This window comes from Pseudonocardia sp. HH130630-07 (genome assembly GCF_001698125.1).
GTDB lineage: Bacteria > Actinomycetota > Actinomycetes > Mycobacteriales > Pseudonocardiaceae > Pseudonocardia.
This window is the reverse complement of the sequence record NZ_CP013854.1, coordinates 914,805-937,318: the sequence shown is the minus strand read 5'-3', so window position 1 is coordinate 937,318 and position 22,514 is coordinate 914,805. Positions and strand designations below refer to the sequence as shown.

At 74.4% G+C, this 22,514-nt stretch carries 16 protein-coding genes and 2 pseudogenes; 8 read left to right on the top strand and 10 right to left on the bottom strand.

What is annotated here, in order from left to right:
• The first annotated feature begins 96 nt into the window (after positions 1-96).
• Positions 97-294, top strand: coding sequence for a hypothetical protein (locus tag AFB00_RS32925; RefSeq protein ID WP_068796183.1), 198 nt, complete (start codon positions 97-99; stop codon positions 292-294).
• 22 nt (positions 295-316) lie between these two features.
• Here AFB00_RS32925 and AFB00_RS04560 read toward each other — a convergent pair whose 3' ends face one another.
• Entirely contained in the window at positions 317-820 is a 504-nt protein-coding gene (locus tag AFB00_RS04560; protein ID WP_068796182.1) for a MarR family winged helix-turn-helix transcriptional regulator, read from the bottom strand.
• A gap of 78 nt (positions 821-898) precedes the next feature.
• On the opposite strand from AFB00_RS04560, the gene AFB00_RS04555 reads away from it, so the two are divergent.
• Both AFB00_RS04555 and AFB00_RS04550 read left to right on the top strand, forming a co-directional pair.
• Positions 899-1,213 (top strand): thiamine-binding protein, encoded by a 315-nt coding sequence (locus tag AFB00_RS04555; RefSeq protein ID WP_068796181.1) that lies wholly within the window; start codon positions 899-901, stop codon positions 1,211-1,213.
• Entirely contained in the window at positions 1,210-2,103 is an 894-nt protein-coding gene (locus AFB00_RS04550; protein WP_068796180.1) for an esterase/lipase family protein, read from the top strand. The genes AFB00_RS04555 and AFB00_RS04550 overlap by 4 nt, the downstream gene beginning before the upstream one ends.
• A gap of 115 nt (positions 2,104-2,218) precedes the next feature.
• On the opposite strand, the gene AFB00_RS04545 is transcribed toward AFB00_RS04550, so the two are convergent.
• Positions 2,219-2,470 carry a hypothetical protein gene (locus AFB00_RS04545; protein ID WP_156819370.1) on the bottom strand — a complete coding sequence of 84 codons (252 nt, stop codon included), beginning with the start codon at positions 2,468-2,470 and terminating at the stop codon, positions 2,219-2,221.
• A 312-nt stretch (positions 2,471-2,782) separates the two neighbouring features.
• Between AFB00_RS04545 and AFB00_RS04540 the strand changes: the two genes are divergently transcribed.
• The 3 genes and pseudogenes from AFB00_RS04540 to AFB00_RS04530 all read left to right on the top strand — a co-directional run bounded on the left by AFB00_RS04540 (position 2,783) and on the right by AFB00_RS04530 (position 6,460).
• On the top strand, positions 2,783-3,730 hold the full coding sequence (locus tag AFB00_RS04540) for a tetratricopeptide repeat protein (protein ID WP_231974217.1): 948 nt from the start codon (positions 2,783-2,785) through the stop codon (positions 3,728-3,730).
• A 377-nt stretch (positions 3,731-4,107) separates the two neighbouring features.
• Positions 4,108-4,782 (top strand): annotated as a pseudogene (locus AFB00_RS35985) (glycosyltransferase family 87 protein); the annotation flags it as partial.
• A gap of 466 nt (positions 4,783-5,248) precedes the next feature.
• Positions 5,249-6,460 (top strand): MFS transporter, encoded by a 1,212-nt coding sequence (locus tag AFB00_RS04530; protein WP_068796176.1) that lies wholly within the window; start codon positions 5,249-5,251, stop codon positions 6,458-6,460.
• A gap of 667 nt (positions 6,461-7,127) precedes the next feature.
• On the opposite strand, the pseudogene glgB reads toward AFB00_RS04530, so the two are convergent.
• The 6 genes and pseudogenes from glgB to AFB00_RS04500 form a co-directional block, all read right to left on the bottom strand.
• Positions 7,128-9,338 (bottom strand): annotated as a pseudogene (gene glgB, locus AFB00_RS04525) (1,4-alpha-glucan branching protein GlgB); the annotation flags it as partial.
• 157 nt (positions 9,339-9,495) lie between these two features.
• Positions 9,496-10,383, bottom strand: a complete 888-nt coding sequence (locus tag AFB00_RS04520) for an alpha/beta fold hydrolase (protein WP_068796175.1) — start codon at positions 10,381-10,383, stop codon at positions 9,496-9,498.
• Entirely contained in the window at positions 10,373-11,548 is a 1,176-nt protein-coding gene (locus AFB00_RS04515) for a glycosyltransferase (protein WP_068796174.1), read from the bottom strand. The genes AFB00_RS04520 and AFB00_RS04515 overlap by 11 nt, the downstream gene beginning before the upstream one ends.
• Positions 11,549-11,553: 5 nt before the next feature.
• A complete protein-coding gene (locus AFB00_RS32920) occupies positions 11,554-12,798 on the bottom strand; it encodes a glycosyltransferase (protein ID WP_068796173.1) in 1,245 nt (414 codons plus the stop codon).
• Positions 12,786-13,433 carry a hypothetical protein gene (locus tag AFB00_RS04505; RefSeq protein WP_083275262.1) on the bottom strand — a complete coding sequence of 216 codons (648 nt, stop codon included), beginning with the start codon at positions 13,431-13,433 and terminating at the stop codon, positions 12,786-12,788. Before AFB00_RS04505 ends, AFB00_RS32920 begins: the two co-directional genes overlap by 13 nt.
• Positions 13,434-13,563: 130 nt before the next feature.
• Complete coding sequence (locus tag AFB00_RS04500; protein ID WP_156819368.1) at positions 13,564-15,051, bottom strand: maltokinase N-terminal cap-like domain-containing protein; 1,488 nt, start codon at positions 15,049-15,051, stop codon at positions 13,564-13,566.
• 312 nt (positions 15,052-15,363) lie between these two features.
• Here AFB00_RS04500 and treS point away from each other — a divergent pair, with 312 nt between their 5' ends.
• The gene (treS, locus tag AFB00_RS04495) at positions 15,364-17,613 is read left to right on the top strand and encodes a maltose alpha-D-glucosyltransferase (RefSeq protein ID WP_231974215.1); all 2,250 of its coding nucleotides are present in this window, start codon (positions 15,364-15,366) and stop codon (positions 17,611-17,613) included.
• A 218-nt stretch (positions 17,614-17,831) separates the two neighbouring features.
• Here the strand turns inward: treS and AFB00_RS04490 are convergent, their stop codons facing one another.
• Positions 17,832-18,605 (bottom strand): HARBI1 family protein, encoded by a 774-nt coding sequence (locus AFB00_RS04490; protein ID WP_060714430.1) that lies wholly within the window; start codon positions 18,603-18,605, stop codon positions 17,832-17,834.
• Between the two features lie 190 nt (positions 18,606-18,795).
• Here AFB00_RS04490 and AFB00_RS04485 point away from each other — a divergent pair, with 190 nt between their 5' ends.
• The gene (locus tag AFB00_RS04485; protein ID WP_197519746.1) at positions 18,796-20,427 is read left to right on the top strand and encodes an ABC transporter ATP-binding protein; all 1,632 of its coding nucleotides are present in this window, start codon (positions 18,796-18,798) and stop codon (positions 20,425-20,427) included.
• 33 nt (positions 20,428-20,460) lie between these two features.
• Here AFB00_RS04485 and AFB00_RS04480 read toward each other — a convergent pair whose 3' ends face one another.
• Positions 20,461-22,452: an alpha-1,4-glucan--maltose-1-phosphate maltosyltransferase gene (locus tag AFB00_RS04480; protein WP_068800006.1), complete on the bottom strand. Its 1,992-nt coding sequence runs from the start codon at positions 22,450-22,452 to the stop codon at positions 20,461-20,463.
• Positions 22,453-22,514: the final 62 nt, after the last annotated feature.

The following is a 22,514-nucleotide window of genomic DNA, read 5'->3' as shown; positions in this document are numbered from 1 at the left end:
GACCGATCCTGTCGGTGCCGGCCCCTACTGTCAACGCCGTTGCCGCACCACCCCGTCAACCCCGCCGTCCGTCCCGTCAATCCCGTGGAGCGAGTCATGGAGCTGGTCGACTACCTGGTGTGCGTCGCCCTGTCCGGCACGTCCGGCGCGATCGCCGGATGGGGGACCGTGCGGCGGATGCTGCGCACGCCGCGCCCGCCCCGGGGCACGGTGATGCGTGACTGGCCCGGCCACGGCCACGGTGGGCCGCCGGGCGGCCGGCGGGCCCGCCGGCGCCGCCGGAGACCCCGGTGAACCGGGGACCGCGGCGCGGCGCTCAGTCGAAGTCGCCCGCGGACCTGCGGATCCGGCGCAGCAGCGTGGTCAGGGTCTCCTGCTCGCCGTCGTCGAGGCCGGTGAGCCCGAAGTCGATGGAGGTCACGGCGACCGTGGCCTTGGCGAGCCGGTCCCGGCCGTCCGGGGTGAGCTCGACCAGCGTCGCGCGCCGGTCGGTGGGGTGCGGGAGGCGGCGGACCAGCCCGTCGCCCTGCAGCCGGTCGACGATGTTGGTGACGCTGGTGGGGTGCAGCTGCAGCCGCTCGCCCATGACCCGCATCGGCAGGCTGCCCCGCCGCGCGAAGTCGAGCAGGACCAGCGCCTCGTACCGGGCGAAGGTCAGCCCGTGCGGCTTCAGCGCGCCGTCCACCTCGGAGAGCAGGATCTGCTGGACCCGCATCACGCTGGTGACCGTGGCCATCGTGCGCGCCGGGCCGACCCGTTCCTCCCACAGGTCGGCGGCGCGCTGGATCGGGTCGAAGGGAAGTGACCCGCGGGTAGTCATGTCCGGAACGCTAGCAAGCGGGAGTCGCCCGGCCCATGATCGCCGGACGGGCGGCCCGGGGCGTGGCACTGTGGCGGCATGCTCTTCGCGTTCAGCATCGCGCCGTCGGGATCCGCGTCGGAGGACGGCGGGGTCGGTGCCGCCGTCGCCGAGGCGGTCCGGGTCGTCCGCGAGTCCGGCCTGCCCAACGAGACGACGTCGATGTTCACCACCATCGAGTCCGAGACCTGGGACGAGGGGATGGCGGTGGTCAAACGGGCCGTCGAGGCGGTGGCGGCGGTCTCGCCGCGGGTCAGCCTGGTCCTCAAGGCCGACATCCGGCCCGGGCACCAGGGGCAGCTGCGGGCGAAGGTGGACCGGGTCGAGCAGCACCTGCGGGAGGGCACCGGGTGACCCCGGGGGAGCCGGCGCGGGTCGTCCTCGTGCACGGGGCCTGGCACCGGGGCGCGTGCTGGGCGCCGGTCGCCGCCGAGCTGGAGCGGTCCGGGGCGGCGGTGGCCGCGCCGGACCTCCCGTCGGACACGCCGCGGGCCGGGCACCGCGAGTACGTCGACGCGGTGCTCGCCGCCATCGGGCCGGGAACGGACGGCCCGCCCGTGGTCCTGGTCGCGCACTCGCTGGGCGGGCTGGTCGCCACGGTCGCCGCGGACCGGCTGGGCCCGCGGCGGGTGCGCGCGCTCGTCCTGGTCGGGGCGTTCCTGCCCCGGCCCGGCCGGGCGTTCGCCGAGGTGCTGCGCGCCGAGCCGGACCTGCTCGTGCCCGGGTACGACGCGGGCGTCCGGCGCGGCGAGGGGCGGACGACCCGGTGGCCGGACGCGGCGACCGTGGCGGCCGGTCTCTACCGCGGCGTGGCCGACGAGCTGGCCGCCGGAGCCGCCGGGGCGGTCGCCGGGCCCGCCGCGACGGTCGCCGGCCCCGCAGGAACGGCCGTCGCTCCCGCCGGGGCGGTCGCCGGTCCCGCTGCGGCCGTCGCTCTCGCCGCGGACGCCGATGCGGTGGTCGCGGGCGCGGCGGGCGGTCTGCGCGCGCAGGACTGGACCCTGCTCACCGAGCCGTGCCCGCTCGCGGCGTGGCCGCGGGTCCGCACGGTCGCGGTGGTGTGCGCGGGCGACCGCGTGGTCGCCCCCGCGGCCGGGCGGCGCGCCGCCGGCGGGATCGGGCCCGGGGTGGCAGAGGTCGTCGAGCTGCCGGGTGGGCACTTCCCCATGCTCACCAGGCCGGTCGAGCTGGCCGGGCTGATCGCCGGGCTCGCCACGGACGGCGCCGCGCCCGGGTCACCGTGACGAGGACGGCCCGCGGCCGGCGATCGCGCCGCCGCCGGTCGGCGGTCGCACCGGCCGGCGGCGGGATCCGCCGCCGGCCGATGACGTGCTGCGGGCCGCATCGCCCGCGGTGGGCTCAGCCCGCGATGTAGCTGGTGAAGGTGTAGACCCCCACCAGGATCGACACGAAGCCGAGCGCCATGCCGAACTGGCCGAGCTTCGCGGTCCCGGGCTGGCGGAACGCCAGGAAGCCGGTGACGAGACCGGCGGCGCCCAGGATCCAGGCGGCGAGCGGGATCGGCAGCAGCCCGGCGATCACGCCGAGGGCGCCCAGCGCCAGCGACACGTACGCGATGACCGGCTTGGCAGCGGTCTGGACGTTGCTCATCTTCGGATGTCCTCCGTCGTTCACCGGTACTCGCGGACCGGTGTCTCACTGATCGTCTCGGGCAGGGCACATCATGGATGTACCGCGTCACACTCGTGACACAGGGTCACCGTTGGGGTGGTTCACCGTGTTCAACGAGCGTCCGGAGCCGGTGATGCTCCGCCGGTCCGGTGATCGTGGACTCGCGGGTGGGCCGGTGGGATCCCGCGGGCGCGCCACCGGGGCCGGGGCGCCGCACGGACCGGGCGGGTGCGTGGAAGGATGGTCGGCGTGTCTCGCCCAGATCCTCGTCAGGCGGCCCAGCGTGCGGCGATGTCGTCGGCCATGGCCGGAGCGGTCGATCTCTCCGGCCTGAAGGCGCGGGCCGAGTCGGCCGGCAAGCAGCCGTCCGGCGGTGCGCCGGCCGCCGGTGGCGACCAGGCCGCCGGTGGTCCGTACGTCGTCGACGCCACCGAGCAGGGTTTCCAGGACGAGGTCCTGGAACCGTCGCTGCAGGTCCCGGTCGTCGTCGAGCTGTGGGCGAGCCGGTACCCGCGCGAGGAGCAGCTGTCCGCCGAGCTGGAGCGGCTGGCCGCGGCCGGTGGCGGCGCCTGGCTGCTCGCCCGGGTCGACATCGACACCCAGCCGCGGATCGCCCAGGCGTTCCGCGTCCAGCAGGTCCCGATGATCGTCGTCCTGGTCGGCGGTCAGCCGGCCGACGCGGTCAACGGCGCCATCCCGGACGACCGGGCGGCGGAGTGGGTCGCCTCGCTGCTCGACGCGCTGCGCGACCGGATGCCCGCGATCGCCGAGGGCGAGCAGCGGGCCGCCGCCGGGGCCGACGCGTCCGCCGAGCCCGAGGAGGAGCCGGAGGACCCCCGGTTCACCGCGGCGGAGGACGCGGTGGAGCAGGGCGACTACGCCGCCGCCGAGGCCGCCTACCAGGCGATCCTGGACGCGGAGCCGGCGAACGAGCAGGCGAAGGCCGCGCTCGCGCAGGTGCGGTTCCTGGCCCGTTCCGAGCAGGCCGACCCGTCGGCGATCGAGCGCGCCGACGCCGCGCCCGACGACGTCGACGCCCAGATCGCCGCCGCCAACGCCGAGCTGGCGGCGGACCGGGTCGAGCAGGCGTTCAGCAGGCTGGTGGACACCGTGGCCCGGACCGCCGGCGACGACCGTGACCGCGCCCGCGGGCACCTCGTCGAGCTGTTCGAGCTGTTCCCGTCCGACGACCAGCGGGTGAGCACCGCGCGCCGGGCACTCGCCCGCGCGCTGTTCTGAGCCGGGCGCGGCGGGCGGTACCGGTGCCCGGGCGGCGGAGCCCCTCGCCGTGACCAGCCGGACCGTGGCCGAGCTGTGATCGGCCGGACGGTGGGAGCCGTGCCGCGGGACGGTGGCGGGGCCGCGAGCAGTGGACCCGTGAGCAGTGGACCCGTGAGCAGCGCGCCGGTGGCGGGCCCGTGAGCGGCGGGGCGGTCGCCGACGCCGGGCGGACGTCGGGCCGGTGGTCCCGACCGGGACGGGCGCACCGCGTCCGGCGGGCCGTGCACCGGATCGCGCCGTTCGTGACCGTCGCCGCCGTGGTGACCGCCGCGCTGCTGTTCCTGCTCGGCCCGGCGCCACTGCTGCGCTGGATCCCGTCGCCGGACGTCCCGACGATGCACGTCGACTTCGACACGTTCTGGCGCTCCGCCCACGCACTCGTCACCCACGGGGTCGGCGGCTCGGCGATCTACACCACCGACGCGCGGCTGCACAATCTCAACCCGCCCCTGCTCTCGGTGCTGCTGGCGCCGCTCGGAGCGCTCGACCCGGTCACCGGGTACCGGGTGCTCACCGCGCTGTCGGTCGTCCTGGTGGCCGGTTCGATCCTGCTGGTCGGCCACGAGCTGCGGCTCGGCCGGGCCCGGACGCTCGCGGCGACCGGCGCGGTGCTGGCGTCCTCCCCGCTGCACGGCTCGCTGCTGCTCGGGCAGATCTACCCGGTGCTGCTCGCCGGACTGGTCGCCGGGTGGGTCGCCGAGCGTCGCGGGCACCCGCTGCTGGCGGCCGCGTGCTACGGCGTCACCGTCGCGCTGAAGCCGTCGCTCGCCCCGCTGCTGCTGCTCGCCGTCGTCCAGCGGCGGTGGGGGCCGGCGGCGACCGGGATCGGCGCGGCGGCCGCGGCGACGGTGCTCGGGGTCGCGGTCGCCGGCTGGCCCACGGCGTTCCAGTGGCTGGCGATGGCGGCGTCCGAGCCGGTCGGGCCGACGATGGACAACGCGTCGCTGCCCGGGCAGGCGTTGCGCTGGGGGCTGCCCACGGTCGTCGGGACGGGCGTCGGTGCGCTGCTTCTGGTGGGCACCCTGGCGTACTACGCCCGGCGCACCCGGACCGCCGGAGCGATGACGGCGGCCGGGACCGGCCCGGCCGGGACCGCACCGTTCGCCGTCCTCGCCACCGGGTTGCTCGCCGCCCCGATCGCCTGGCACAACTACCTGCTGCTGCTCTGGCCGGGGCTGCTGATCCTGTTCGCGGCCGGCCGGCCGGGGGACACCCGGCGCCGGGTGGTCACGGCGGTCATGGCCGTGGCGCTGGTCCCGGTGAGCTGGGCCGACCTCTGGCCCGACGGTGGCTGGCTGACCCCGCTGGGCCGGGCGTCCTACTCGGTGGTGCTGCTCGTGACGTGGTGGGCGTTGCTCCGTCCGGCGACGGCGGCGGCCCCGGAGGCACCAGCGGGTTTCCGTTCTGCGGAAGCGGGGGCGCGCGCCGGGCTAGTCGGGCACAGTGCGCGCCACCGACGGGCGAGGAGGCGCGCGGATGACCGAACCGGGTGGAGGCGGCCGCACGGGCTGGGTGGCACCGCTGTGCTGGTCGGCGGTGGCCCTGGAGGGCTTCGATCTCGTCGTGCTGGGGGTGGTCCTCCCGTCGCTGCTGGACGAACCGGCCTGGGGCCTGACCCCGGCGACGGCGTCACTGGTCTCGACGGCCGGGCTGCTCGGCGTGATGGTCGGGGCGCTCTCGGCCGGGCCGCTGGCGGATCTTCTCGGCCGCCGGCGTGCCATGCTCGCCACCGTCGTGTCGTTCTCGGTTCTGACCCTGCTCTGCGCCGTGGCGACCGGGCCGTGGACCTTCGGTGCCCTGCGTTTCCTCGCGGGACTCGGCCTCGGCGGGGTGCTGCCGGTCGCGCTGGCGATGGTCAACGAGTATGGCCGGTCCGGCCGCGGCGGCAGCGCCACCACGGCGCTGATGACGGGGTACCACGTGGGTGCCGTCGCGACATCGCTGCTCGGGATCCTGCTCATCCCGGTCTGGGGCTGGCGGGCGATGTTCGTGGCCGGGGCGCTGCCGGCGCTCGTCCTGGTCCCGCTGCTGGCCCGGTACCTGCCCGACTCCCGGCCGCAGCCCCCGCCAGCCACGGGAGCGGCCCGGTCCCGCAATCCGGTGGCCCAGCTCGTCCGGGACGGCTACCTGCGTTCGTCGGTGGCGTTCTGGGTGGCGTCGTTCATGGGGCTGCTGCTGGTGTACGGCCTCAACACCTGGCTGCCGGAGATCATGCGGGCGGCCGGTTACGGCCTCGGGGCCGCGCTGGCCCAGCTGCTCGTGCTCAACATCGGGGCGATCGCCGGTCTGCTGGTGGCGGGGCGGGTCGCCGACCGCACCGGGGTCCGCGCCGCGACGCCGGCCTGGTTCGCGGGCGGCGCGCTGTTCCTGGCCCTGCTCGCGGTGCCGCTGCCCGGTGCCGGGATCTACCTGAGCGTGCTGCTCGCCGGGGTGTTCGTGTTCAGCGCCCAGGTGCTGGTGTACGCGCACGTCAGCCAGCACTACCCGGACCACGCGCGGGCGTCGGCGCTCGGTGCGGCCAGCGGGATCGGCCGGCTCGGGGCGATCAGCGGCCCGTTGCTCGGTGGCGGGCTGCTCTCGGCCGGGCTCGCCTACCCGTGGGGCTTCTTCGCGTTCGCCGCGGTGGCCGCGCTCGGCGCGGTCGCGGTGCTCGCCGTGCCGCGGGCCGTGCCGGCACGGGCGCGCTGAGCGCGGCGGATCGGGGCGTCGTGGCGAGGTGCTGGGTACCCGATCCCGGTCACGGGACGCGGCCGGTTCCGGACCGTGCGGGACGGCCCGGAACCGCGGAGCGTCAGTCGCGTCCGGTGCTGCCGGTCTCCGAGGTGCCGGTGCCCGACGTCCCGTTGACGAACGAGCCGTTGCGGATCGCCCGGGTCCCGACGGTGCCGTCGGCCGGGGTGACGCTGGACCGCTCGCCGGTCGCCGGGGTCCCGGACGTCGACCCGGGAGCGGGCGTCGCGTCGTCCGTGGACGGCGCATCGATGCCGGAGGGCGCATCGATGCCGGAGGCCGTCCCCGTCCCGGGCGACGTCCCGGTCACAGGAGACACCTCGGTGCCGGACGCCGCCTCGGTACCGGACCAGACCTCGGTGCCGGATGCCGCCTCGGCGCCGGACGCCGCTCCGGTGCCGGACGACGTGCCGGTGCCGGAGGGGGCCGTGGGTTCCGGGGCCGATGCGGTGTCCGGGGCCACCGTGGGGGCGGGGATGGACGCGCGGTAGCCGTCGGCCGGGGTGACCGGGGCTTCGACGTCGGTGTCGTCGGGGTCCGCGGGACGCCGCCCGGCCGGCAGCGGCGGCGGGACGGCCGACCCGGCCCCCGCGGTCGCCGCGGCGGTCGTGACGGGGCCGCCGCCCTCCTCCGGCACCAGCCACAGCACACCCGACGGCGGGAGCCGCAGCACCGCCGACGCGGGCTGCCCGTGCCACATCACCTGCTCGGCGCGGACCCGGCCGAGGTTGCCCACCCCCGACCCGCCGTAGCTGACGGCGTCGGTGTTGACCAGCTCGGTCCAGTTCCCGGCGAACGGGAGCCCGATCCGGTAGTCCTCCCGCGGGCCGCCGGAGAGGTTGGCGATGCAGGCCAGCACGGTGGGGCGGCCGTCGGCGTCGACCCCGTGGCGCAGGAACGAGAACACGTTGCCCTGGGCGTCGTTCGCGTCGATCCAGGCGAACCCGTCCGGAGTGGTGTCCCGCGACCACAGCGCCGACCGGTCGCGGTAGACCGTGTTGAGGTCACCGAGCAGCGTCGTGATCCCGCCGTGCAGCGGCTCCTCGGACTGCAGGTGCCAGTCCAGCGACCGCTGCTCGGACCACTCCCGCTCCTGGCCGAACTCGCCGCCCATGAACAGCAGCTGCTTGCCCGGGTGCGCCCACATGTAGGCGAGCAGCGCCCGGATCCCGGCGGCCTTGTTCCAGGAGTCGCCCGGCATCCGGGTCCAGAGCGAGCCCTTGCCGTGCACGACCTCGTCGTGGCTGATCGGGAGCACGTAGTTCTCGCTGAACGCGTACATCAGGGAGAACGTCATCTGGTTGTGGTGGTAGCTGCGGTGCACGGGGTTGCGCGCCAGGTAGTCGAGGGTGTCGTGCATCCACCCCATGTTCCACTTGAGACCGAAGCCGAGGCCGCCCATGTAGGTGGGCCGGGTGACGCCGGGCCAGGCCGTCGACTCCTCGGCGATCGTGACGACGCCCGGGTGCTCCCGGTAGACGGTCGCGTTCATCTCCTGCAGGAACGCCACCGCGTCCAGGTTCTCCCGGCCGCCGTGGACGTTGGGCAGCCACTGGCCGTCAGCACGGGAGTAGTCGAGGTAGAGCATCGAGGCGACGGCGTCGACCCGCAGCCCGTCGATGTGGAAGGACTCCAGCCAGTACAGCGCGTTCGCGACCAGGAAGTTGCGGACCTCGTTGCGGCCGAAGTCGAACACGAGGGTGCCCCAGTCGGGCTGCTCGCCCCGGCGCGGGTCGGCGTGCTCGTAGCAGGCCGTGCCGTCGAAGCGGGCCAGCGCCCACTCGTCACGCGGGAAGTGCGCGGGCACCCAGTCGACCAGGACGCCGTAACCGGCCCGGTGCAGACGGTCGACGAAGTACCGGAAGTCGTCGGGCGTGCCGAACCGGGACGTCGGCGCGTAGTAGGAGGTCACCTGGTAGCCCCAGGACCCGCCGAACGGGTGCTCGGCCACCGGCAGCAGCTCGACGTGGGTGAAGCCGGTGCCGTCGAGGTAGTCGACGAGCCGCTCGGCGATCTCGCGGTAGTCCAGCCCCGGGACCCAGGACCCGAGGTGCATCTCGTAGACGCTCATCGGCTCGGAGTGCGGCGTCCGCGTGGCCCGGGCGGTCATCCACTCGCCGTCGGCCCACTCGTGGACGTCCCGGGTGACGACCGACGCCGTCTGCGGCGGGATCTCGGTCGCGAACGCCATCGGGTCGGCCTTGTCCCGCCACCGGCCGTCCGGGCCCAGCACGCGGAACTTGTAGCGCCTCCCGACGCCGACGCCCGGGAGGAAGATCTCCCACACCCCCGACGTGCCCAGCGAGCGCATCGGCAGCGCCCAGCCGGCCCAGCCGTCGAAGTCGCCGGTGACCCGGACGCCGCGGGCGTTCGGGGCCCAGACCGCGAAGCTCGTCCCGGAGACCGGGCCGGACGCCGTGTCGTAGTCACGCACGTGGGCGCCGAGCGCGTCCCAGAGCCGCTCGTGGCGGCCCTCGCCGATCAGGTGCAGGTCCATCTCGCCGAGCGTCGGCAGCCAGCGGTACGGGTCGTCGACGACGTGCTCCTCGCCGTCGGCGTAGGTCACGAGCAGCCGGTAGTCGCCGCCGGAGCCGGGGACGATGCCGGAGTACAGCCCGGCGTCGTGCACCTTCGTCAGCTCGCAGGCCAGCTCGCGCTCGCCGTTGGGGAGCACGGCGACCGCGGTGGCGTGCGGCCGCAGGACCCGGACCACCGTGCCGTCGGTGTGCGGGTGCGCGCCCAGCACCGAGTGCGGGTCGTGGTGCGCGCCGCCCAGGAGCCGGTCCGTCGTCGCCTGGTCGGGCGCATGGGTGGGAGCCGGATCGGGCGCGGGCACAGGGGCCGTTGCGCTCTCTCGCAGCGTGTGCTGTGCGTGCTGCGCTTGCTGCTCTCCGGAGGTCACCTGCGGAACCGTACTGGCCCCCGCGGACCCCCGCCGACCGCGGGCGGTCACCGTTGCCGGATCGACGTCCGGGGTTCGCCCGACGGCCGCGCTACCGGTCCTCGATCGGGTCCGCCGCCCCGGCGTGCTGCGGCAGCCACCCCGCCACGGCGTCGGCGGCCTCCTCGGTCGCCTCGAAGTGGATCAGGTGCCCCACCCGGGGCAGGACGACCAGCGAGCCGTCCGGGACGAGCGCCGCCAGCGCCTCCTGGGCGGGCACCGGCCCGAGGTCGTCGCGCTCGCCGGCGACCAGCAGCGTCGGTGCGCCGAACGCGCCGGCGTGGTCGCGCACCGTCGCGTCGGTGGACGCGGCGAACGCCTCCAGGACGGGGTCGCGGCCGGCGAACATGTCGGCCTGGCGGACGTGCTCGGCGCGCATCCAGCGCCGGTGCCCGCGGTCGGTGCTCGTGGCCATCAGCTCGCTGGTCAGCACCGCGACCAGCCGGTGCGCGAGCAGGGCCCGCGCCGGCCGGGCCGGCAGCCTGCGGACCAGCCCGTAGTACAGCCGGGTGACGGCCACCGCGCCCCGGCGGTTCGCCGCCAGCGGGTCGGTGGCGATCGGATTGACCAGTACGACGGCCCGGTGCCCGATCCCGCGGGCGACGGCCGCGCCCACCACGACCGACCCGAACGAGTGCCCGAGCAGCACCGGCGGGGTGCCGAGGCGCTCGGACAGCGCGAGCAGCCAGGCGGCGTGGCCGTCGACGTCGTGCCGCCCGGGCAGCGGGGTGGACGCCCCGGCGGCCGGCAGGTCCGGGACGAGCACCCGCAGCCCCCGGGCGGCCAGCGCGCGGGCGAGCGGCTCCAGCCCGAGGTGGGTGCCGCGGAAGCCGTGCACGGCGAGCACGGCCGGTGCGTCCGGCGGCCCGTAGGCGTACACGGCGGTGCGGCTCCCGGCGGCCTCGACGACGAGCGGGGCGGGGGAGGGCTCACGCTGCACGGGGGGCTCCGGTGTCGTCGGTGTGCTCGCGGTAGAGCGCGACGAGCCGCGCGGTGAGCCGGCTCTGGGCGAACTCGGTGGGCGGGTCCGCGCCGGGCGGGCCGCTCGCGAGGGCGTCGGTGATCCCGGCGGCCAGCGCGTCCACGCCGGTGCCGGCCGCGACGTGGCACCAGGCCCGCGGCACGTCCCTGGCGATCGCCGGGTCGCGCAGCAGCACCGGCGTGCCGAGGGCGACCGACTCGTACACCGTCAGGCCCTGGGTCTCGTAGTCCAGCGAGCTCTGCACCACCAGGTCGGCGTGCCGCATCGCGCCGAGGACGGTGTCGTGCGAGACGGTCCCGGCGAACCACACCCGGTCGGCGATCCCGAGCCGGCCGGCCAGTGCGCGGCAGCGCCCGAGATCGGTCCCGCCACCGTAGACGTGCAGGTCGGCGTCGGCCCCCGAGCGGGCGAACGCGTCGAGGAACTCGTCGAGCCGCTTCTCCCGGCTGACCCGGCCCGGCCACACCAGCAGCGGACGGGGGCGCGGTGCCCGCGGCTCGGCGAGCAGCACGGCGACCCGGTCGTCGTCGACGCCGGTCGGGACGACGTGCGGGCGCCGCGGCACCCCGTAGCCGGCGAGCCGGTCGGCGAAGTGGCTGCTCGGGACGACGACCGCCGCGGCGGCGGAGTCGAACGCCCGGACGTAGCCGGCGACGTCGCGCACCGGCCCGCAGCGCAGGTGGTGCCGGTGCGCGGCGTACATGATCCGCAGCACCGCGCGCGGGAGCGGCATGACGGCCGGCAGCCCGACCTCGACGTTGGTGTGCATGGTGTGCACCACCGGCAGCCCGTGCCGCCGGGCGAACCGGTAGCCGGTCCACGCCCCCCAGAAGTCGGCCTGGACGTGCACGACGTCCACCGGGGGCCGCCCGGCGAAGCCGCGGTCGGCGGCCCGGTCGGCGGCGGCTCCGGCCACCGCGAACGAGTACTCGCCGGCCGGGGCCGCGGGCAGCAGGACGTCGTCGTCGCGCCGGTAGCGGGCCGACGGCGTCCGCCGCGCGGTGGGCGCGCAGACGGTCACGGTGTGCCCGGCCCGCTCCAGGTACTCCCGTTGCAGGCCCATCGACACCTGCAGCCCGCCGAGGGTGGCCGGGTGCTGGTCGGAGAAGAACGCGATGTGCACCCGGCTCAGCCGTCCCGGCCCGTCCGCAGCAGCCCGGTCCGGTCCGGGGCCCGCCGGCGGGTGTCCGGGAGCACGGTGGCGCGCTGCGCGGCGTAGATCGCCTCGAACGCGTCCAGGGTGGCGGGCATCGTGTGCTCGGCGACGATCCGCAGGCCCGCGTCGCCCATCCGGGCCGCGGCGGCCGGGTCGGTCAGCACCTGCACCACGCGCCGGGCGAGGGTGTCGACGTCGCCGTGCGGGTAGCGGAAGCCGTTCTCCCCGTGCCGGACGAGGTGCGGCAGCGCCCCGGCGTCGACGGCGACGACCGGCCGGGCCGTCGCCATGGCCTCCAGGGTGACCAGGCTCTGCAGCTCGGCCGTCCCGGCGTTGAGGAAGACGTCGACCGCGGCGTAGATGTCGGCGAGCTCGTCGTCGGGCAGCCGGCCGGTGAAGGTCACCGCGTCGCCGAGGTCGCAGCCGCGGACGGTGGCGCGCACCCGGTTCTCGTCGTCGCCCTCGCCGACCACGAGCAGCCGCGCGTCGGTGACGGTGCGCCGGACGACCGCGAGCGCCCGGACGATCTCGTCCACGTGCTTCTCGTGGTCGAGCCGCCCGACCACGCCGAGCAGCGGCCCGTCCGGCACGCCGTGCCGGGCCCGGAAGGCCGCGCCCCGGCCGGAGGTGTCGGGCCGGAACCGGGCGGTGTCGAGGCCGTTCGAGACCGGCAGCACCGGCCCGGGCACGCCGTGGGTCTCGGCGAGCGTCGCGGCGTGCGGGGTCGGTGCGGTGACGATGCCCGCCCGGCGCAGCACCCGGGTCGCGTCCCACCAGAACAACCGCTTGAGCTGCGACGGCGGCAGGTGCAGGAAGCTGATCGCCGGCAGGATGTTGTCCGGGATCATGTGCGTCGTCGCGACCGCGGGGATACCGAGGTCCTGTGCGGCGGTCAGCAGCATCCGGCCGAGGATCATGTGGCTCTGGACGTGCACGACGTCCGGCCGGACCCGGCGCAGCACCGCCCGGGCGGTCTGCCGCAGCCCCGGCGGCGGGCAGATCCGGAAACCGGTCGGCCGCGGGACCGGCACCGAGCGGATCCGGTGCTCGGTGATCGGCCCGACCTGCTCGGCCGGCCGGCTCCGGAACCCGACCGACGGTGCCGCGACGTGCACCTCGTGCCCGCGCTCGGCGAGCCCCGCGGCGAGCCGGCGGGCGGCGTAGCAGGCACCGTTCACGTTCGGTGTCCAGGTGTCGGCGCCAATCAGGACGCGCACGCGTTCTCCTTCCGCGAGGCCGCGGCGCGCATCCACAGTGCACGTCCGGCCATCAGGACGAGGCCGGTACCGGCCCCGACCGCCACGATGATCCAGGGCCGGTCGGCCAGCTCGGAGGCGAACCGGCCACCCACCCAGACGCCGATCCCGACCAGGACCGCCACCCGCACGGCGGCGACGCCGGAGGTCCAGGCCAGGAACCGGGGGAACCCGACGCCGGCGAGCCCGATGGCGAGGAACGCCGGGATCGCCCCCAGGTCGACCAGCTTCGCCCCGACCACGACCTGACCGAGATTCTGTCCGACCTTGGCGCGCAACGCCTCCCGGCGCCGGGCGGTGAGCCCGAGGCGCAGCAGCAGTGGTGCCACCCGCGGTCGTCGGCCGCCGCGTCCGATGAGGTAGAACACGGTGTCCGACACCACGTCCGCGGCCAGCGCGACGAGCCAGACCGCCCACCAGTCGAGCAGACCGGCACCGGCGAGCGAGCCGCCGACGACCGTGACGACGGGACCCTCGAGGACGACCCCGACCGCGATCGCGGCCAGCACGACGCCGACGGTGCCGGCCCCCGGCCCGAACGCCAGGCCGAGCACGTCGTCGGGCACCGGGGACGCGACGGTCACAGCCGACGCCATGGGAACGCCCGGGGTCGTCGTGTCATGGTCAATCCTCCTTCTCGGAGGATTCCACGATCCCGCGGCACCGTGCCCGGTGGGTCGGGCGTTGCCCGGGCGTCGAACTCGCGAAGGTCCGGTGACTGCCGGGTTACGCCGACGGCCCTTCCGTGATAGAAGCGATCGCGGCCAGCGGGATCGGCAACCAGGTCGGACGGCTGCGCGTCTCGTAGAGCACCTGGTAGACGGCCTTGTCGATCTCGAAGGCGCGCAGTAGCGCCCGCTGCTCGCGGGGGTCGGAGCCGGCCCGGTCGGCGTAGCCGGTGCAGAACGCGTCCCGGTTGCGGGCCGACCAGTCGTGCGCCGCCCGCGACCCGGCGGTGTCCGAACCGAGACCTGCGCCGGGCGTGTCGGGACGCACCAGCAGGTGGTGGAAGGCCGCGTAGTCGAACGAGAAGAGCATGCCGACGACGTCGCGGACCGCGGCGTCGGGTGCCCGGCGCTCCTGCGGGGTGGCGGCCGGCTCACCCTCGAAGTCGATGACCAGCCAGCTGCCGTCGGGCCGGCGCAGGGTCTGCCCGAGGTGCAGGTCCCCGTGCACCCGCTGGACCGCGACCGGGGCCCCGAGCGCGGCGACCTCGTCGTACACGGCGCGGATCGCCGGCACGTGCGGCGCGAGCACCGGCACCTGCCCGGCGACGGCGTCGAGCCGGGACCGCCAGTAGGCCGCCATCGCGGCCGGGTCGGCCTCGCCCGCGCCGAGCCCGGCGCGCAGGTCGGTGTGGATCGCGGCGAGCGCCCGGCCCAGCGCGTGCGCGTCACCGGTGAAGTCGGAGCCGTCGCGCACCGCGCCGGTGGCGAGCTCCCAGCCGTCCGCGGATCCCGCGGCGAACTCCTGGAGCAGCCCGTAGGTGGCGGGCTCGCCGTCCAGGGCCCCCTCGACGGCGCCCTGCAGCGACGCCACGGCGGTCGACCCGGACGCCCGGAGCGCGCGGTGCAGCTCCAGGTCCGGGTTCGGGCCGGGGGACAGCCGCCGGTAGGTCTTGAGGATGGAGCGCTCGCCCCAGCGGACCGAGGTGTTGGACTGTTCCGCGGCGACCACCCGGCCGGTCTCGGTCAGCGGCAGCTCCGCGCCGGGCTCCGGGACGAAGCTCAGGTCCCCGGTGGTCGTCGAGCCGGCGATGGCCCGCAGGATCCAGCCGGTGACGGCCGGGTGGTGCAGACCGTCGAACAGCACCGCGTGCTCGCCGCGGCCCGTGCCGGCTCCGCCGTCGGTGCCGCTCATGCCGGCTCCGCCGTCGGTGCCGGTCGTGTCGTCGGTGTCGCCGAGGGTGCCGATCGGGGCCGTGCCGTCCGGGGCGGTCCGGGCCCGGGCCAGGTGGAGCTGGTAGTGGCGGTCCGGGCCGTCGTCGTCGAAGGAGACGGCGAGCACCAGCAGGTCCAGGCCGAGCAGTCCGTCGGGGACGGGCAGCGGGTGCCGGGCCGCGATCCGGACCCCGCGCAGCGGCCGGCCCTTCTCGGCGAACCACCGGCGCTGCGGCAGCCAGTCGGCGAGCAGTCCGGTGAGGGACCCGTCCGCCACCCCTGCCGGGCCGCTGTCGGGCGTCGTGACGTGCTCGGATGCTCCGGTCGGACCCACTCGTCGTCCTCCTCCTGCCGGTTCTGGCCGGCCCGGCCGACTTCCCGCTGCGGCCGGGCGCACACGGCGGGACGGCCACGTCGTCGACCCTATCCGGAGCGGGTGGTCCGGGCCCGGTGCGGACCCGTGCCGCTGGTACTCTCCGCAACGAACGAGCTCCCGACGGTCACGGGTGATCGCCCCCTCGGACCAGCGCTCCCGCCAGGCACGTTCGTGCCCGGAAACCCATACTGAGGTCGGTGCCCGTGCCCCCGGCGTGGGTCGCCGCAGACGGCCCACCCGACACCGATACCGATCCGGAGGACCGGCGGCGTGACCGAGCGAGAGCCCATGGCCGAGAACGGGGCCACGGAGCCCACCGACGCCACCGACCCGGCCGGGGCGCCGGAGGTCAACTTCGCCGAGTACTACCACGAGGCACGGCCGAGCACGCTCCGCCACCGGGCCCGGGTGCGCTCGACGGTGCGTCGCCGGTCGGTGGCCCAGGACGGGCCGGCGTCCGGCGAGAACCCGGTCTACGTGTCCTGGCTGCTGTCCCAGTCGATGCTCGGCCACGCCGACGAGCTGGCCCGCCAGTTCTCCGGCCAGGGCTCGATGTGGCAGAACCCGTACGCCAGCCCGGGCCCCCGGCACGCGGTGGAGACGGCATCGGTGTGGTTCACCGCCTACCCGATCTCGCTGATCACCCCGCACGGGACGTCGTTCCTGGGCGCGCTCGGGGACGCCGAGCTGTGGCAGGCGTTCGAGACGATCGGCATCGAGGCCGTGCACACCGGGCCGGTGAAGAAGGCCGGCGGGCTCTCCGGATGGCAGCCGACGCCGAGCGTGGACGGCCACTTCGACCGGATCTCCAACGAGCTCGACCCGGTCTTCGGCACCGAGGACGAGTTCCGGGCCATGTGCGCCACCGCCACCTGGCACGGCGGGACGATCATCGACGACATCGTCCCCGGGCACACCGGCAAGGGCCCGGACTTCCGGCTCGCCGAGATCGCCTACGGCGACTACCCGGGCGTCTACCACATGGTCGAGATCGAGCCCGCCGACTGGCACACGCTGCCCGAGGTGCCGCCCGGCCGGGACTCGGTGAACCTCGACGCGGCCACCGAGGAGGCGCTGGAGAAGGCCGGCTACATCGTCGGGCGGCTGCAGCGGGTGATCTTCTACCGGGAGGGTGTGAAGGAGACCAACTGGTCGGCGACGACCGAGGTCACCGGCGTCGACGGCGTCGTCCGGAGGTGGGTCTACCTGCACTACTTCAAGGACGGCCAGCCGTCGGTGAACTGGCTGGACCCGACGTTCGCCGGGATGCGCATGGTGATCGGCGACGCCCTGCACTCCCTCGCCGACCTCGGCTCGGGGGCGCTGCGGCTCGACGCGAACGGCTTCCTCGGCGTCGAGAAGGCCGGCGGCGGGGCACCGGGCTGGTCCGAGGGACACCCGCTGTCCGAGGCGGCGAACCACCTCATCGCCTCGATGGTGCGCAAGGTCGGCGGGTTCACCTTCCAGGAGCTGAACCTCACCGTCGACGACATCAAGGTCACCTCCGAGGCCGGCGCCGACCTGTCCTACGACTTCATCAACCGGCCCGCCTACCACCACGCGCTGGCGACCGCGGACACCGAGTTCCTGCGGCTGACCCTGCGCACCGCGCTGGACCTCGGCGTCGACCCGGCGTCGCTGGTGCACGCGCTGCAGAACCACGACGAGCTCACCTACGAGCTGGTGCACTGGACCGCCGGGCACGCCGACGAGCTGTTCGCCTTCCGCGGCGAGGAGGTGCGCGGCGGTGACCTGGCCGACGCGATCCGCCGGGACCTCTGCGACCACCTCACCGGGGCCGGCGCCCCGTACAACCTGATCTTCACGACGAACGGGATCGCCTGCACCACGGCGACCGTGATCGCCGCGTCCCTCGGGGTGTCCGCGCTGGACGACATCGGCCCCGACGACGTCGAGCGGATCCGGCGGGTGCACCTGCTGCTGGTCATGTTCAACGCGTTCCAGCCCGGGGTGTTCGCGCTGTCCGGCTGGGACCTGCTCGGCATGCTGACGCTGCCGCCGGAGGAGGTGCCGGACCTGCTCGCGTCCGGTGACACCCGGTGGATCTCCCGGCCGGCGCACGACCTGATGGGACACCGCCCGGACGCCGAGCGGTCGGCGTCCGGGATGCCGCGCGGGCGCAGCCTCTACGGGAGCCTGCCCGAGCAGCTGGCCGACGAGACCAGCTTCGCCCGGCAGATGCAGGCCATCCTCGCGGTGCGCAGGCACTGCTCGGTGGCGACGGCGCAGCAGGTCGACGTCCCGGACGTGTCGCACCGCGGGCTGCTGGTCATGGTGCACCGCCTGGACGACGGCCGGACCCAGGCCACGGTGCTGAACTTCGCCGACGAGCACGTCGACGCGTTCGTCCGCTCCGAGGAGCTGGCCCCCGGCGCGACCGTGGTGGACCTGTTCTCCGGCGAGGAGGTCGGCACCGTCGACGAGCTGCACGGCTTCCGGATCGACATGCCCCCGTTCCGCGCCGCTGCGGTCGTCCTGGAAGCGGTCCCGGACGCGTAGTCCGCACCTCGCCTACCGGTTTCGGGCACCGGGGCAGCGCACCGATCCCTATGACCGACGGGACCGCCCGCCCGCTCGAACCGGGCGATGGCGGCCTACCGGAATCGGCGGCGGTGACGAGGACGGGCAGCCGATTCCACTCTGCTCTGTTGCTCTCCGGGCGGATTATTGAGATGATCCGACCTCTCATTGAGCCTTTCCCAGTAGGTGCTGGTTGATCATGTGGTTCGGTCGTGCTCGACGTGGAGGAGAACGAGCGCGGCGGCGGTGATCGCGCCGATCCGCCAGGGGCAGAAGCTGACCCGACGCAGCGCCTTGAAGGTGGTCTTGAGCAGGGAGTTCCCGCGTTCGGCCACAGCCCTGACGGCGGAGTGCAGCGTGTTGACGGTGCGCTTGTCCACCGACAGCCCACCGCCGGTGGGGGTCTTGAACGGGCAGGTCAGGCGGGTGTTCTCACCGTCGTAGCCGAGGTCGGCGAGCACGACGTGGGTGTCGTCGGTCCAGTCCTCGATCGCGTCGAGCAGGCCGGGGTGGCCGCGGGCGCAGGTGGTGTCGTGCTCGCGGCCCGGGCGCACCGGGGATGTCCACAACGGCCACCCGTCAGGCGCGGTGAGGACCTGAACGTTCCCGCCGTGGACGTGGTGCTTGCCCGACCACCACAGATCCACTCCCGGGGTCGGTCCGGGAGTGCGGGAGCGGTCAGTGTGGATCACGGTGCCGTCGAGGTGAACGTGGGTGTGCCCGGCGGTGCGGGCCGCGAGCAGCGCGCCGGGCAGTCCAGGCGCGGCGGCGGCCAGGACGTCGATGCCTTCGTGCAGGTAGCGGTAGGTACTCGACAGGCTCAGCTGGTTGTCGGCGGCGAGCTGGGCGACCCGGGTGGCGTCGAGGAACCAGCGCAGCACCAGCACCGCGTGGCGGTCACAGTCCAGCGCGCGGCGCCCGCGCCGGGTCCCGCGCCGGAGGCGTTCCTCGGCCAACAGTCGCGACAACATGGACGCGGTGGGCTCCCCGATCGGGAGCACGGCGGTGTAGGTGACAGGATCGGGCACGCGGGACCTCGGTGGTGAGTCGATCTTTGAGCGGACCGACCTCTTCTACCGGGGTCCCGCACCCTCGTTGAGCACCTCCACGCCCCCGGCGTGTCGCCGCCAGCCGCTCCCCACTACTGGGAAAGGCTCACTGGTGACTCCGTTGCTCGTTCAGGAGATCGTCGATCGCGTCACCACCGGTCGTGGGCTGGCCTCGCTGGTCCTCATCCTGGTCGGCGTCTTCCTCGCCGAGGCGCTGCTGAGCGCCGTCCAGAGCTACCTGCTGGGCCGGACGGGTGAGACCGTGGTGCTGCACCTCCGCCGGTCCATGGTCGGACGGCTCATCCGGTGGCCCATCGCGACGCATGACCGACACCGGACCGGTGATCTCCTGTCCAGGGTCGGTGCCGACACCGGCGCCGTCCGGACCGCGATGGCGAACTCGTTGTCCGAGATCGTGTCGGGAACGATCGTCGCAGCGGGCTCGCTGGTCATCATGGCCGTACTGGATCCGATCCTGCTCGCGCTCACACTCGGCTGCCTGCTCGTCGCCGTGGTGGCGATCGGGCTCGTCTCGGTGCGGATCATGATCGTCACGATGACCGCGCAGCGTAGCCTCGGCGCCGTGGTCGCCGGTCTGGAGCGGGCCCTGCGCGCGGTGCGGACCGTGAAACTCAGTCAGGCCGAGGACCGCGAGGACACCGCGCTGCGGAGGGACCTCGACGCGACCTACGACGCAGGGGTCCGCCAGGCGAAGCTCGAATCACTGCTGCTCCCCGCCACCGCGATCGCGGTCCAGGGTGCACTCGTGCTGGTGCTCGCGGTCGGCGGGGCCCGCCTCGCCACGGGCGACCTGGAGGCGGGCACCCTGATCGCGTTCCTGCTCTACCTGTTCACCCTCGTGGTTCCGATGACAGGTCTGTTCGCCGCCTTCACCGACCTGCAGGCGGGCCGCGCCGCATTCCACAGGGTCAGGCAGGTGCTCGACGAACCCGGTGACGAGACGGCCACGCCGCCGCGTCGGCCGGCCGGGTCGTGCACGCCGGACACACCCGCGGTGACCATGGCGGGTGTGTCGTTCGGGTATCCGGGCCGGGAACCGGTGCTGCAGGAACTGTCACTGCAACTCCCCGAGTTCTCGTGCACCGCGCTCGTGGGTCCGTCGGGGGCGGGGAAATCCACCGTCCTGGCCCTCCTCTCCACGCTCTACGTCCCGACTGCCGGGACCGTCGAGTTGTTCGGCCGCGATCTCGGCTCCATGGGAGTGTCCGAGAGCCGTACGCTGGTGGGGTACGTCGAGCAGGACAGCCCGGTCATGGCCGGGACGGTGCTCGACAACCTGACCTACGCTGCGCCACACAGCACCTCGGACGACATCGACCGCGTACTGGAACTCACGAACCTCACCGGGTTCGTCAGCCGTCTTCCCGACGGTCTGCGCACCGAGGTGGGGGACGGCGGAGCGTTGCTCTCCGGTGGCGAACGTCAACGTATCGCCGTCGCCCGGATGCTGCTCAAGCACCCACGGCTGCTGATGCTCGACGAGTCGACCTCACAGATGGACCCCGAGAACGAGCGGCTGCTGGTGCGCACCATCGCCGGGCTCCGTGCCGAGTGCACGACGCTCGTGGTCGCGCACCGGTTGTCCACCGTCCAGGACGCCGACCGGATCGTCGTGCTGGACCGTGGCCGGATCGTCGCCGCAGGACGACACACCGAGCTGTTGCGGGAATCCCCGCTCTACGTGCACATGGTCCGAGCGCAGTTCATCACCGCCGACGCGTGACGGTCGGGCCCGCCGACCCGGGGTGTGCTCGGATCAGATCAGCGGCGTGCGGGCGGGCAGGCGCAGGATGTGCGCCACGTGCTGGGCCGGGACCAGCCGGACGAAGTTGTACTCGCCCCACCTGTACGGGGTGTCGGTGACCTCGTCGACCACGTCGATCACGTCGGCGTAGTCCAGGCCCAGCGCCGGCATGTCCAGCTTGATCGTGCCCTCCTGCGGGGCGTGCGGGTCCAGGGTGCAGACGATCAGGACCTGGTCGCCGGTGGCCGGGTCGAGCCGGGAGTAGGCGATCAGGTCGTCGTTGTCCACCTCGTGGAAGTGCACCTCCCGCAGCTGCTGCAGCGACGGGTGCGCGCGCCGGATCTCGTTGAGCTGGGTGATGTAGGGCTCCAGGGACCGGCCCTGGTTCAGCGCCGCGGAGAAGTCCCGCGGGCGCAGCTCGTACTTCTCCGAGTCCAGGTACTCCTCGCTGCCCGGCTTGACCGGGGTGCCCTCGTACAGCTCGAAGCCGGAGTAGACGCCCCAGGTCGGCGACATCGTGGCGGCCAGGGTGGCCCGGATCGCGAACATCGCGGGGCCGCCGGTCTGCAGGGACTCGTGCAGGATGTCCGGCGTGTTGGTGAAGACGTTCGGCCGGCACTCGTCGGCGTGCTCAGCGTGCATCGTCGCGAAGTCGGCCAGCTCCTCCTTCTCCGTGCGCCAGGTGAAGTACGTGTAGGACTGGGAGAAGCCGAGCCGGGCGAGGCCGAACAGCCGCGCGGGCCGGGTGAACGCCTCGGCCAGGAACAGCACCTCCGGGTGCCGGCGCTTGATCTCCCAGATCAGCCAGTGCCAGAAGTTCGGCGGCTTGGTGTGCGGGTTGTCGACCCGGAAGATCGTCACCCCGTGCTCGACCCACTTCAGGGCCACCCGCAGGCACTCGGCGTAGATGCCGTCCGGGTCGCGGTCGAAGTTCAGCGGGTAGATGTCCTGGTAGCGCTTGGGCGGGTTCTCCGCGTAGGCGATCGTCCCGTCCGGGCGCACGGTGAACCACTCCGGGTGCTCGGTGACCCACGGGTGGTCCGGGGCGCACTGCAGCGCCAGGTCCAGCGCGACGTCGAGGCCGAGCTCGTTCGCGCGGGCGACGAAGGCGTCGAAGTCGGCGAAGTCACCCAGCTCGGGATCAATGGCGTCGTGCCCGCCCGCGGCCGAGCCGATCGCCCACGGCGAGCCGACGTCGCCCGGCTCGGCGTGCACGGAGTTGTTGCGGCCCTTGCGGTGCACCGTGCCGACCGGGTGGATCGGCGGCAGGTAGACGACGTCGAAGCCCATCCGCGCGACCCGGTCCAGCTCCTTGGACGACGTCGCGAGCGTGCCGTGCACCGGGCGGCCGGTCTCGTCGCGGCCGCCGGTGGACCGGGGGAAGAACTCGTACCAGGAACCGAACAGCGCGCGCCGGCGGTCGACGTGGATCTCCCGCTGCGGGCCGTGCGTGATCAGCTCCCGCACCGGGCGCTCGGTCATGATCGTGACGACGGCCTCGAACAGGGCGGGGGCGACCCGGGCGCGCAGCGGCAGGGCGGTGTCGCGCAGCGCGTTGGCGGCACCGAGCAGCAGGTCCCTGGTGTCCTGCTCGGCCGGGCGGCGGCCGACCCGGGACAGCAGCCGGGCGCCGACCTCCAGGTCGTTGGCCAGCTCGTCGGGGCCCTGGCCGGCCTCGATCTTCTTCTCGATCCCGGACCGCCAGGTGGCCCACGGGTCGCTCCAGGCGTCCACCCGGAACGTCCAGCGGCCCTCGGTGTCCGGCGCGACGAACGCGACGAAGCGGTCGGTCCCGGTGCCCTCGGGGCGCATCCGGACGTAGCGGGACTCACCGGGCTCGCCGTCGGGGCCGAGCGGGGTGAGCACGACGTTCGCGGCGACGGCGTCGTGGCCCTCGCGCCAGACCGTGGCCCGGATCGGGACGACCTCGTCGACGACGGCCTTCGACGGGTCCCCCGTCTCCACGTACGGCGTCACGTCATCGATTCCGAGCCGACCGGTCATCGGCGCCACCCCCAGCATCCGCGTCGCCGCGTCTCGTCGTCACCGTCGGTTCGCAGTCGTCC

Excerpts from the sequence above, each read along its gene's own strand:
- AFB00_RS32925 (WP_068796183.1), top strand. The coding sequence starts at position 97 with ATGGAGCTGGTCGACTACCTGGTGTGCGTCGCCCTGTCCGGCACGTCC.
- AFB00_RS04560 (WP_068796182.1), bottom strand. The coding sequence starts at position 820 with ATGACTACCCGCGGGTCACTTCCCTTCGACCCGATCCAGCGCGCCGCC.
- AFB00_RS04555 (WP_068796181.1), top strand. The coding sequence starts at position 899 with ATGCTCTTCGCGTTCAGCATCGCGCCGTCGGGATCCGCGTCGGAGGAC.
- AFB00_RS04545 (WP_156819370.1), bottom strand. The coding sequence starts at position 2,470 with ATGAGCAACGTCCAGACCGCTGCCAAGCCGGTCATCGCGTACGTGTCG.
- AFB00_RS04540 (WP_231974217.1), top strand. The coding sequence starts at position 2,783 with ATGTCGTCGGCCATGGCCGGAGCGGTCGATCTCTCCGGCCTGAAGGCG.
- AFB00_RS04530 (WP_068796176.1), top strand. The coding sequence starts at position 5,249 with ATGACCGAACCGGGTGGAGGCGGCCGCACGGGCTGGGTGGCACCGCTG.
- AFB00_RS04505 (WP_083275262.1), bottom strand. The coding sequence starts at position 13,433 with ATGGCGTCGGCTGTGACCGTCGCGTCCCCGGTGCCCGACGACGTGCTC.
- AFB00_RS04490 (WP_060714430.1), bottom strand. The coding sequence starts at position 18,605 with ATGTTGTCGCGACTGTTGGCCGAGGAACGCCTCCGGCGCGGGACCCGG.
- AFB00_RS04480 (WP_068800006.1), bottom strand. The coding sequence starts at position 22,452 with ATGACCGGTCGGCTCGGAATCGATGACGTGACGCCGTACGTGGAGACG.